This window comes from Rhodovulum sp. (assembly GCF_011048875.1).
Classification (GTDB): Bacteria; Pseudomonadota; Alphaproteobacteria; order Rhodobacterales; family Rhodobacteraceae; genus Rhodovulum; species Rhodovulum tesquicola.
Window position 1 is genome coordinate 1 of record NZ_DSDD01000162.1, and the last position, 11365, is coordinate 11365.

Annotated in this window: 12 protein-coding genes; 9 read left to right on the forward strand and 3 right to left on the reverse strand. The window is 69.0% G+C overall.

What is annotated here, in order from left to right:
* Positions 1 to 14: 14 nt before the first annotated feature.
* Positions 15 to 233, reverse strand: a complete 219-nt coding sequence (locus ENN83_RS05675; RefSeq protein ID WP_287185062.1) for a hypothetical protein — start codon at positions 231 to 233, stop codon at positions 15 to 17.
* Between the two features lie 114 nt (positions 234 to 347).
* On the opposite strand from ENN83_RS05675, the gene chrA reads away from it, so the two are divergent.
* The 6 genes from chrA to ENN83_RS05705 all read left to right on the forward strand — a co-directional run bounded on the left by chrA (position 348) and on the right by ENN83_RS05705 (position 5970).
* Complete coding sequence (chrA, locus tag ENN83_RS05680; protein WP_287185065.1) at positions 348 to 1562, forward strand: chromate efflux transporter; 1215 nt, start codon at positions 348 to 350, stop codon at positions 1560 to 1562.
* A gap of 195 nt (positions 1563 to 1757) precedes the next feature.
* On the forward strand, positions 1758 to 2378 hold the full coding sequence (gene rpsD / locus ENN83_RS05685) for a 30S ribosomal protein S4 (RefSeq protein ID WP_287185067.1): 621 nt from the start codon (positions 1758 to 1760) through the stop codon (positions 2376 to 2378).
* An 84-nt stretch (positions 2379 to 2462) separates the two neighbouring features.
* Positions 2463 to 3050 carry a TIGR00645 family protein gene (locus ENN83_RS05690; RefSeq protein ID WP_349760100.1) on the forward strand — a complete coding sequence of 196 codons (588 nt, stop codon included), beginning with the start codon at positions 2463 to 2465 and terminating at the stop codon, positions 3048 to 3050.
* 72 nt (positions 3051 to 3122) lie between these two features.
* Positions 3123 to 4208 carry a histidinol-phosphate transaminase gene (gene hisC / locus ENN83_RS05695; RefSeq protein ID WP_287185070.1) on the forward strand — a complete coding sequence of 362 codons (1086 nt, stop codon included), beginning with the start codon at positions 3123 to 3125 and terminating at the stop codon, positions 4206 to 4208.
* The gene (locus tag ENN83_RS05700; RefSeq protein WP_287185072.1) at positions 4205 to 5125 is read left to right on the forward strand and encodes a prephenate/arogenate dehydrogenase family protein; all 921 of its coding nucleotides are present in this window, start codon (positions 4205 to 4207) and stop codon (positions 5123 to 5125) included. Before hisC ends, ENN83_RS05700 begins: the two co-directional genes overlap by 4 nt.
* Positions 5122 to 5970 carry an extensin family protein gene (locus tag ENN83_RS05705; protein WP_287185074.1) on the forward strand — a complete coding sequence of 283 codons (849 nt, stop codon included), beginning with the start codon at positions 5122 to 5124 and terminating at the stop codon, positions 5968 to 5970. Before ENN83_RS05700 ends, ENN83_RS05705 begins: the two co-directional genes overlap by 4 nt.
* On the opposite strand, the gene ENN83_RS05710 is transcribed toward ENN83_RS05705, so the two are convergent.
* A complete protein-coding gene (locus tag ENN83_RS05710; RefSeq protein WP_287185077.1) occupies positions 5967 to 6968 on the reverse strand; it encodes a DUF2125 domain-containing protein in 1002 nt (333 codons plus the stop codon). The genes ENN83_RS05705 and ENN83_RS05710 overlap by 4 nt on opposite strands.
* A 66-nt stretch (positions 6969 to 7034) precedes the next feature.
* On the opposite strand from ENN83_RS05710, the gene ENN83_RS05715 reads away from it, so the two are divergent.
* From ENN83_RS05715 to ENN83_RS05725, 3 genes are all read left to right on the forward strand, one after another.
* The gene (locus tag ENN83_RS05715) at positions 7035 to 7574 is read left to right on the forward strand and encodes a gamma-glutamylcyclotransferase (RefSeq protein WP_287185079.1); all 540 of its coding nucleotides are present in this window, start codon (positions 7035 to 7037) and stop codon (positions 7572 to 7574) included.
* 68 nt (positions 7575 to 7642) lie between these two features.
* Positions 7643 to 8845, forward strand: a complete 1203-nt coding sequence (locus ENN83_RS05720) for a biopolymer transporter ExbB (RefSeq protein ID WP_287185081.1) — start codon at positions 7643 to 7645, stop codon at positions 8843 to 8845.
* A gap of 4 nt (positions 8846 to 8849) precedes the next feature.
* The gene (locus ENN83_RS05725) at positions 8850 to 10385 is read left to right on the forward strand and encodes a peptidoglycan -binding protein (RefSeq protein ID WP_287185083.1); all 1536 of its coding nucleotides are present in this window, start codon (positions 8850 to 8852) and stop codon (positions 10383 to 10385) included.
* Positions 10386 to 10470: 85 nt separating this feature from the next.
* On the opposite strand, the gene ENN83_RS05730 is transcribed toward ENN83_RS05725, so the two are convergent.
* A partial coding sequence (locus ENN83_RS05730) for an AAA family ATPase (RefSeq protein WP_287185085.1) occupies positions 10471 to 11365 on the reverse strand: 895 nt, incomplete at its 5' end.

An 11365-nucleotide genomic window follows, 5' to 3' on the forward strand; every position in this document is an offset into this window, starting at 1 on the left:
AAGCTTGTGACTGATCACCAGCGACCGGATCGCGTCGTCGGTGGCCCGCCCGCATTGCGCACGACATGGGCGTCGCCCTCGGACAGACCGGCATATCGCGCCGGATCAAGCCGCGCATCCATGTAGGTCAGTATGAGAAAGCCGCGCGCTGGCGGCAGTGCCAGATCGCCCTTGTCAAAGCCGGCGGCATAGGCCGCGTTGGCCTGTTCGACCTCGGTTTTCGTGCTGGACATCGCATCCTGCCTGTTCGCTGCAAGGAACGCTAGCACGAGAGCGTCCGTCATGGGCAAGATGGATTCGCGGTTCGGGTCGGTCCCGGCCGGGCCGGGCGGTGAAACGGGGCGGGCATGGCAGGGCAGGGCGACTCGGCGGTGACGGGGCAGCGGGGCAAGGCCTCCGAGGTGTTTCTGGCATTCCTGAAGCTGGGACTGACCTCCTTCGGCGGGCCGATCGCGCATCTGGGCTATTTCCGCGAAGAGATCGTGATCCGGCGGCGCTGGTTGTCCGAGGCCGCCTATGCCGATCTGGTCGCGCTCTGCCAGTTCCTGCCCGGCCCGGCCTCCAGCCAGGTGGGCTTTGCGCTTGGAATGATGCGCGCAGGATGGGCGGGGGCGCTGGCAGCGTTCCTGGCCTTCACCATGCCCTCGGCGGTGATCCTGCTGGTCTTCGCGCTGACGGCTGCGGCCATCGCGGGGCCGGTGGGCGGCGGCGCGCTGGCCGGGCTCGAGATCGTGGCCGTGGCCATCGTCGCGCAGGCGGTCTGGGGAATGGCGCGCAACCTCTGCCCGGATCGCGCCCGCGCGGCCATCGCGGTCGGGGCGGTGGCGGTGCTGGCCTTCATGCCGGGCACTGTCGGAATGGTCGCCGCGATCGGCCTGGGCGGGCTTGCCGGGCTTGGGCTGGGACGTGGCGCGGGGACAACGGGCGGCGGGCATCTGGCGATGCCGGTGTCGCGCGGGGTGGCGCTTGGCGCGCTGGCGGTCTTCGGTGCGGCGCTGATCCTGCTGCCGCTGGTCGCGGGCCATCACCAGGCATTGGCGGTGATCGACGCCTTCTACCGCGCGGGCGCGCTGGTCTTCGGCGGCGGCCATGTGGTCCTGCCGCTGCTCGAGGCGGAAGTGGTCGCGCCCGGCTGGGTGTCGTCCGATGCCTTCCTGGCGGGCTATGGCGCGGCGCAGGCGGTTCCGGGGCCGCTGTTCACCTTTGCGGCCTATCTGGGCGCGGTGCTGGACCCGGCGCCGAACGGCATCGCGGGGGCTGCGCTGGCGCTGGCGACGATCTTCCTGCCGGGCTTCCTGCTGCTGGTGGGGGGGCTTCCGTTCTGGGACCGGTTCCGCGCCCTGGCCCAGGCGCAATCGGCGATGCAGGGGGCCAATGCGGCGGTGGTCGGCATCCTCGCGGCGGCGCTCCATTCCCCGGTCTTCACCGGCGCCATCGGCGATGGTCGCGATTTCGCCCTTGCGCTGGCCTGTTTCGTGCTGCTGGTCAGCTGGAAGGCCCCGCCCTGGGCGGTGGTGATCCTGGCGGCCGCAGGCGGCGTGGCGCTGGCCTTTCTCGGCTGACCGAAGCCGCGCCCGGCCATTGACAGCACGGGCTGCATCTGTATAAGCGCGCCATCCCGGCCCCCGTGGCCGGGTCTTTCATTGGTGTTGGTGGCCCCCGCAAGGGGATGCCTGTCGGCCCCGGATCAGACCCGGGCAAAGGACAACGCCCTTCATTGCCGCCCGCGGGCGGCGCCCGATTGAAGGAGATCAGCCGTGACCAAACGCACGTCTGCCAAGTACAAGATCGACCGCCGGATGGGCGAAAACATCTGGGGCCGCCCGAAATCGCCCGTCAACCGCCGCGAATACGGCCCCGGCCAGCACGGCCAGCGCCGCAAGGGCAAGCTGTCCGATTTCGGCACGCAGCTGCGCGCCAAGCAGAAGCTCAAGGGCTATTACGGCGACCTGACCGAGAAACAGTTCCGCCGCATCTATGCCGAGGCCGAGCGTCAGCGCGGCGATACCGGCGAGCTGCTGATCGGCCTGCTGGAGCGCCGTCTTGATGCGGTCGTCTACCGCGCCAAGTTCGTGCCCACGATCTTTGCTGCCCGGCAATTCGTGAACCACGGCCACGTGATGGTGAACGGCAAGCGGGTCAACATCCCCTCCTACCGCGTCAAGGAAGGCGACGTGATCGAGGTGCGTGACCGCTCCAAGCAGATGGCCGCCCTGCTCGAAGCCGTGCAACTGGCCGAGCGCGACGTGCCCGATTACATCGAGGTGGATCATTCCAGGATGACCGCGAAATTCCTGCGCACGCCCGGCCTGTCGGATGTGCCCTATCCGGTCATGATGGAACCGAACCTCGTCATCGAATTCTACGCGCAGAACTGATCCTTCCGCGCAGCGAAACGGCCCGAACGGCCCGCCCCGGACAGGGGCGGGCCGTCTGCGTTGCCTGCCGCTTGCCAGCCTGCCTTGCCGGCAGTATCGCCCGGGCCGGGCGCGCCGACAGAAGGGACCCGGGCAATAGCCGAAAAACCGGCGCTCGAACGCAATTTCGAACGCAGCCTGTTCGCCTCGCGCTGGCTGATGGCGCCGATGTATCTGGGGCTGGTCGTCTCGCTGGGCCTGCTGGCAATCGTGTTCCTGCGCGAACTGGCCTATTACGCGCCGCAGGTGCTGGCCATGTCCAGCGACAAGGCGATCCTTGCGATCCTGACGCTGATCGACCTGACGCTGGCGGCGAACCTTCTGCTGATCGTGCTGTTCTCGGGCTACGAGAATTTCGTCTCGAAACTCGATATCGGCGAGCATGTCGACCGCCCCGACTGGATGGGTGCGGTGGATTTCTCGGGCCTCAAGATGAAGCTCATCGCCTCGATCGTGGCGATCTCGGCGATCCACCTGCTGAAACGCTTCATGGAGATCGGCCAGCAGGCCGCCGATGCGGTCTTCGGACAGGAGGAACTGTTCCGGCTGGTGGTGATCCACATGGTCTTCGTGCTGTCGGGCGTGCTGATGGCGGCGATGGACTGGCTCTCGGCGCGGGCCAGAAAAGGCTAGCCGCGCCACCCGTTTTCCCGCTGGCCTCGTCCCGGCCGCTCGGCTAGGGATGCCGGGCAAGGAGAGATGCCGATGACCCTCATCATGCCCCAGCCCGGGATCCTCGATATTGCCCCCTATGTGGGCGGGCAGTCGACGATCGCGGGGCTGTCCGACGTGATCAAGCTTTCGTCGAACGAGAACCCCCTTGGCCCCTCGGAAAAGGCGCGTGCAGCGTTCTTGCGGACCGTCCACAGCCTGCATCGCTACCCCTCGACCGACCATGCCGAGCTGCGCGCCGCCATCGGCGAGATCCACGGGGTCGATCCCGCCCGCGTGATCTGCGGCGCCGGCTCGGACGAGATCATCACCTTTCTGTGCCAGGCCTATGCCGGGACGGGGGATGAGGTGATCCATACCGAACACGGCTTTGCCATGTATCGCATTTCCGCGCTCGCCGCCGGGGCCACGCCGGTCGAGGTGCCCGAGCGTGCGCGCGTGGTCGATGTCGATGCGATCCTTGCCGCCTGCAACGACCGCACGCGGCTGGTCTTCATCGCCAACCCCGCGAACCCCACTGGCACGATGATCCCCGCCGAAGACGCCGCGCGGCTGGCCGATGGGCTGCCGCCGCAGGCGATCCTCGTGCTCGATGGCGCCTATGCCGAGTTCGTCGAGGGGTTCGACGGCGGCGCGGCGCTGGTCGAGGCGCGGCAGAACGTGGTGATGACGCGCACGTTTTCAAAGATCTACGGGCTGGGGGGCTTGCGCATCGGCTGGGGCTATGGCCCGGCCGACCTGATCGGCGTGCTCGACCGCATCCGCGGGCCGTTCAACCTGTCCACGACCCAGCTTGACACCGCCGAGGCCGCGCTGCGCGACATCGACTACACGCGCCATTGCCAGGCCGAGAACGCCCGCATGCGCGCCTGGCTGACCGAGGCGCTGAACGGCATCGGCGTGCCGACCGACCGGAGCTTTGCCAATTTCGTCCTCGCGCGGTTCGCCGATCCGGCCGAGGCGCAGGAATGCGATGCCTTCCTGAAAACCCAGGGCCTGATCGTGCGCCAGGTCGCTGGCTACAAGCTGCCCGAGGCGCTGCGCATCACCGTGGGCGACGAACCGGCCTGCCGCCGCGTCGCCCACGCCATCGCCCGCTTCCGCGAGGGCGCGCGATGAGCGTGATCTACGACCGCGTGGCGCTGATCGGGCTGGGGCTGATCGCGGGCTCGATGGCGCTGGCGATGCGCCGCGCGGGTCTTGCCGGAGAGATCGTGGGAACCGCGCGCTCGGCCGAAACCCGCGCCGTCGCGGCCGAGATCGGGCTGGTCGACCGGGTGACCGAAACCGCAGCGCAGGCGGTCGCGGGGGCCGATCTGGTGGTGCTGGCCGTGCCGGTGGGGGCGATGGGCGCGCTGGCCGCGGAAATCGCGCCGTATCTCGCGCCCGGCGCCACCGTGACCGATGTGGGATCGGTGAAACGCGCCGTGATCGACGCGGTCGGCCCCCATATCCCCGAGGGCGTCCATTTCATCCCTGCCCACCCGCTGGCGGGCACCGAGCATTCCGGCCCCCGGTCCGGATTTGCCGAATTGTTCGACAACCGCTGGTGTCTTCTGGTGCCCGTGGACGCAACAGATCGCGTGGCGGTAGACCGGCTGCGCGAATTGTGGCAAAAGATGGGCGCCAATGTGGAGCAGATGGATGCCGATCACCACGACTTGGTGCTGGCGGTGACAAGCCACGTCCCGCATCTGATCGCCTATACGATGGTCGGTGTGGCCGACGACCTGCGACGCGTCACCGACAGCGAGGTGATCAAGTATTCGGCCGCGGGCTTTCGCGATTTCACCCGGATTGCGGCCTCGGACCCGACCATGTGGCGCGACGTGTTCCTGGCCAACAAGGACGCGACGCTGGACATCCTCGGCCGCTTCACCGAGGAGCTGTTCGCCCTGCAACGGGCGATCCGGACAGGGCAGGGCGACATGCTGTTCGACTATTTCACCCATACCCGCGCCATCCGCCGCGGCATCATCGAGGCCGGGCAGGACACCGATGCACCCGATTTCGGCCGCGCGAGGAAGCCGCAATGAGGCGGCTGTGGGGCGGCGCGCTGGTTCTGGTTCTGGCCGCGACACCCGCGCTGGCCGGGCTCGAAACCTCGCCGCGTCCCGAACCGCGCCCGGCGCCCGATCAATTCCAGGTCGCTCGCGCCGAGCCCGCCAGCCGACCGGCAGAGCTTCCCGCCGCCCTGCGCCTCGTGCCGCCGCGTGCGGCTGAAGCGGACCGCCTGTCCGCCGCCGCGCTGGCCCGCTCGCTGCGACCGCAGCCGCGGCCCGAACGCAGCTTCCAGACGGCGGCCCTGTCGGCCGCCGCCATCCCCACCCAGCCTGCGAACGTGCTGACAGCCAAACGCGGGGCGATCTGCGGCGATGACCGGATAAGGGGCGAGGAAATCGCGCCGATCCTCAGCCAGGTGCAGGGCTGCGGCGTCGATCGCCCGGTGCGCGTGACCTCGGTCGATGGCGTGCGGCTCAGCCAGACCGCGACGATGGATTGCGACACCGCGCGCGCCTTGCGCCGCTGGGTCACCGAAGGCGCGAAGCCCGCAATCGGCAGGAAGGGCGGCGGCCTGGCCCAGCTCGAGGTGGCCGCGCATTACGTCTGCCGGACGCGCAACCATCAGGCCGGGGCCAGGATCTCGGAACATGGCCGCGGGCGCGCGGTGGACATCTCGGCGCTGACGCTGGCCAATGGCAGCCGGATCACCGTTCTGGGCGGCTGGCGCGATCCCGCCCAGGGCAAGATCCTGCGTCAGGTTCACAAGGCCGCCTGCGGCCCCTTCGGCACCGTCCTCGGCCCCGAATCCGACCGGTTCCACCAGGATCATTTCCACTTCGATACCGCGCGTCACCGCAACGGCGCCTATTGCCGCTAGCGGATCGTGAAGTCCGGCACCGGCCCCAGCGGCACCGGACCCAGCCAGGTCTGACCGGCGGCAAGGCGCAGCGGCACGTCCAGCGTATCGGGTCGCCCTGACAGCCCGGCGATCAGCCCCAGCGCCTCTTCCAGCCGGTCGGCAAGCCCGCCCGGCAACCGGCCCGAGGCGTGCGCAATCGCCACCATGTCGTGCCAGTTCGTCGCCCGCACCGTCAGCGTGCCCGTGGGCAGGCCCGCCGCATCGACATCCAGCACCCCCGCCGCGCTCAGCTCCAGATCGCCCCATTTCGCGTCCAGCCGCGTCAGTTCGATCCGGGTGATCTGCGGCCGCCGTTCCTCTATCGCGCGGCGGTCCCAAGGCGCATCGAAGGCCAGAACCGCGTCGATGCGCAGATGCTCGAACAGCCCCGGCAGGATGCCCGCCCGGTCGACCAGCGCCACCAGCCGCGCGGGCAGCCGCACCTGTTCGGCCGCAAATCCGATCCGGTGCGTGTCCTCGCGCCCCTCGACCAGCGCGGCGCTCAACTCGCCCCGCGCCAGCGAAGCCTCCCAGCCCAGGGACGAGGCGAGCGAGACTTCCTCCAGCGCATAGGCTGCCTGCATCACCTCCAGCGCCGGGCCGGGCCGGAAACCCAGCCGCCCCTCCATCCGCTGCGCGCCGATGGCAATGGTTTCGACCGGCGTCGCGATCTGCTGCACCTCGGGCCAGATCGCCAGGACCCGGTTCGGCCGGTGCGCCTCGGCCTCGATCCGGAAGGCGGGCGCGGTCCAGGCCAGACCTGTCCCGGGATCGGCCAGCGCCAGATCGCTCAGCGTGGTCTCGAAGCGCAGCGGAAACCCCGCCACCTGCACGTCCGCGTAATCCGCCGCCCAACCTTCGGCCCGGCGCGTCTCGACCCAGGCCGCGATGCCGGTTTCCAGCCCGCGCGCTGCAAGCGCCCAGTAGCCCGACCAGAGCGCCGCGGCCAGAATCGCCACTGTCAGGATCAGACGCATCCGCAGCCCCCTTTCGCCCGTCCCCGCTTTGCGGTTTACAGGGGCCGGGCAACAAGGACCAGAACGATGCGCGGTGGGCTATGGGTGTTCGGCTACGGCTCGCTCCTGTGGAAGCCGGGCTTTCCGGTGGCCGAACGCCGTCTGGCGCGGCTGGATGGATGGCATCGCAGCTTCTGCATGCGCTCGATCCACCATCGCGGGACCGAGATCGATCCGGGGCTGGTGCTGGCGCTGGACGCCGCCCCCGGCGCCAGCTGCCACGGCGTCGTGCTGCGCGCCGAACCCGGCACCGAGACCGCGACGCTGGCCTATCTGCGCGAGCGCGAGCTGATCTCCTCGGCCTATTTCGAGACCGAGCTTGACGTGGTGTTCCAGGACGGCTCCGACGGGCTGACCAGCACCGCCTATGTGATCGACCCCGACCATGTGCAATATTGCGGCGGCCTGCCGCTGGAAGAGCAGGCGCAGATCATCGCGCGCGCTCGCGGCGGGATGGGGCCGAATGACGAATACCTGTTCAACACCGTCGATCACCTGACCGAACTGGGCATCGAGGATGCCGACCTGACTTGGCTGGCGCAACGGGTTCGGTCACTCAAGGCCTAATGATTGTTGTTCGGCCGGGTCCGATACACTAGAATTAGGGGCGTCATCAATCGGGACGGGGCGCCCCCATGGCCATGACCGAGCGCGAGGCCGATCCGCAATTCTCCCGGCCGCGGCGCCAGATCTTCCTGATGCTGCTGTCGATCACGCTGTTCTCGGCCGGCGCCTACCTGGCCTATCCGCAGGTCGCGCCGGTCTTTCTGGCCAATCCCTATCTGAACGGCGCGATCTTTCTGGTGTTCGTCGTGGGCGTCGTGGCCTGTTTCCTCCAGGTGGTGCAACTGATCGCCTCGGTGCGCTGGATCGAGGATTTCGCCGCAGGCCGCCCCGGTCACGAACTGACCCGCGCGCCGCGCCTTCTGGCCCCGCTGGCGGCCTTGTTGCGCAAGCGCCGGGGGCGGCGCATGCAGATCGGCGCGGCCTCGGCACGCTCCATCCTCGACTCGCTCGCCACCCGGATCGAGGAAGCCCGCGACATCACGCGCTATATCGTCAACCTTCTGATCTTCCTCGGTCTTCTCGGCACCTTCTACGGGCTTGCAACGGTCGTGCCCGCGGTGGTCGAGACGATCCGCTCGCTTGCGCCCCAGGCCGACGAAAGCGGTGTCGAGGTGTTCGGCCGGCTGATGACCGGGCTCGAGGCGCAACTGGGCGGCATGGGCGTGGCGTTCTCCTCGTCGCTGCTGGGGCTCGCGGGCTCGCTTGTCGTGGGGCTGCTGGAACTGTTTGCGGGCCATGGCCAGAACCGCTTCTATCGCGAGCTCGAGGAATGGCTGTCGACCATCACGCGGCTTGGCCTGTCGGCGGGCGAGGGCGAGGGCGAAACCGGCACCGAGACCGGGATCCTCGCCGCCACGCTCGACCAGTTGGCCGAGCAGATGGAGGGCATGCACGCGCTCTTCTCCCGCGCCGACGAGGCCCGCCAGTCACTGGAAAACCGTGTCGCGGCGCTGGCCGATGCCGTTGAAACCCTGGGCGTCGCGATCGAGGCCCAGCTTGGCTACAGCCAGGACGTGACCGCCGCGCTGTCCCGCGTGGCCCAGGGCCAGGAACGCGCCGCCGCGGCGATCGAGGCGCGGATGGGCGAGGAGGGCGCGATGGCCGATGCCGAGGCGCGGATGCGCCTGCGCTCGATCGACATGCAGCTTCTGCGCATTCTCGAAGAGCTGTCCTCGGGCCGGCAGGAAGCCGTGACCGACCTGCGTGGCGATCTCGCGGCGCTTGGCCGGGCGCTTGCGCGTCTGGCGCCGGAAGACCGGAAATGGAGCTGATCGCATGGCCCTGACCCGGCGCGGCAACCGGTTCCAGGCCTCGATCTGGCCGGGCTTCGTCGATGCGATGACCGCGCTTCTGCTGGTGCTGATGTTCGTGCTCTCGATCTTCATGATCGTGCAGGAGATGTTGCGCGAGACGATCACCGGTCAGCGCAGCGAACTGTCCCGCCTCGGGGCCGAGATCGCCGCCCTGTCCGATGCGCTCGGGATGGAACGCAGCCGCGCCGCCGACCTCGAACAGGAGGTCGGCGCCCTGACCGGCGCATTGGGCACGGCGCGGGCCGAGGCCGAGGCCCGTGCCGCCCGGGTGGCGGCGCTCGAAAGGGAACGCATGGAATTTCTGTCCGAGCAGGAACGGCTCGCCCGGACCCTCGCCGCGACCCGCGCCGAGGTCGATGCCCAGGCCGAGGCTGCCCGGTTGGCCGCCGCCCGACGCGAGGCGCTCGAAGCCCTGATCGCCGATCTGCGCGCCGAACAGGCTGGAACCGAGGCCGCGCGAGCCGCCCTGGCGGGCGAGGTCGCCGCCTTGCAGGCCGAACTGTCAGAAGAAGAGGCCGCCCGTCTGGCCGAGGCCGCCGCCGCACAGGCGCTGCGCGACCGGCTTGCGGGCGCCGAGGATGAGTTGACCGCGATGCGCCTCGCGCTCGAGGCCGAACGCGCGCGGGCCGAAGACACCCTGACCCTGCTGGCCGCCGCCGATGCCGCCCGCGCCGCGGCCGAGGCGCAGGCCGCCGAGACGCAGGCCGAAGCCGAACGGCGCGCCGCCCTTCTGGCGCAGGCCGACCGCACGCTGGCCGAGCAGGAGGCCGCCTCGGCCGAAAGCCAGCGCCGCGTGATCCTCCTGAACCGGCAACTGGCCGCGCTCCGGGCCGAACTGGGGGATTTGCAGGCGCTGCTCGAAGCGTCCGACGAGCGCGACGCCGCCGCACAGGTACAGATCGAAACGCTGGGCAATCGGCTGAACGCCGCCCTTGCCCGCGCCGCCGCCGAACAGCGCGCGCGGGCCGAACTCGAAGAGGCCGAGCGCATCCGGCTGCAAGAGGAAGCCCGACGACTGGCCGAGGAAAAGCGGGATTTGGAGAGTTACCGTTCGGAATTCTTCGGAGAGTTGCGCCGTCTTCTGGCCGGGCGCGAAGGCGTGCGCATCGTCGGCGACCGCTTCGTCTTCTCGTCGGAGGTGCTGTTCCAGACCGCCCGCGCGCAGCTCTCGCCTGATGGGGCGGCGCAGATCGCCAATGTCGTGACGATTCTGCGCGACGTGGCCGATGACATCCCCGCCGAGATCGACTGGATCCTTCGCGTCGACGGGCATACCGACGACGTGCCGCTGGCCCCGGGGGCGGAGTTCGCCGACAACTGGGCGCTCAGCCAGGCGCGCGCGCTCTCAGTCGTGCGCTACATGATCGACGAGTTGGACTTTGCCCCCGACCGTCTGGCCGCGACCGGCTTCGGTGAGTTTCATCCCGTGGCCCAAGGCGCCTCCGACGAGGCGCGCGCCCAGAACCGGCGGATCGAACTGAAACTGACCGAGCGTTAGGAAAGGGCCGCATATGGGCGGCCAAAGAAGAACCCGCGGCCGGTCAGGCCGCGGGCATGTCTTTCATCGCCACAAGGGCGCGGGATCACTCCGCCGTCAGCAAAGGCGGCTTCTTCGAGTCGATCCGGCGTTTCTCGGGCTCCTCGATCTGCAAGTCGATCTCGCCATCCTTGACGCCGACCTTGACGACGCCGCCCTTGGCCAGCTTGCCGAACAGCAGTTCCTCGGCCAGCGGTTTCTTGATCGTCTCCTGGATCACCCGCGCCAGCGGCCGCGCGCCCATCTTGTCGTCATAGCCCTTTTCGGCCAGCCATTCGGCCGCGGGCTGGGTCAGTTCGATGCTGACGTTGCGATCCAGAAGCTGCGCCTCAAGCTGCAGGACGAACTTCTCGACCACCTGGATGATGGTTTCCCGCGGCAGCGGCTGGAAGCTGATGACGGCATCCAGACGGTTGCGGAACTCCGGCGTGAAGGTCCGCTCGATCGCGGCCGTATCCTCGCCCTCGCGCCGCTCGCGGCCGAAGCCTATGGCGGCCCTGGCCTGTTCCGCCGCACCCGCATTCGAGGTCATGATGAGGACCACGTTGCGGAAATCCACCTGACGGCCATTGTGGTCGGTCAGCTTGCCGTGGTCCATCACCTGCAGCAGGATGTTGAACACATCCGGATGTGCCTTCTCGATCTCGTCCAGCAGCAGCACGCAATGCGGGTTCTGGTCGACCCCGTCGGTCAGCAGCCCGCCCTGGTCGAAACCGACATAGCCGGGCGGTGCGCCGATAAGGCGGCTGACCGCATGCTTCTCCATGTATTCCGACATGTCGAAGCGCAGCAGTTCCACACCCAGCGTCGAGGCCAGCTGCTTGGCCACCTCGGTCTTGCCGACGCCCGTGGGCCCGGCGAACAGGTAGTTGCCGATGGGCTTCTCGGGCTCGCGCAAGCCCGCACGGGCCAGCTTGATCGCCGAGGCCAGCGCCTCGATC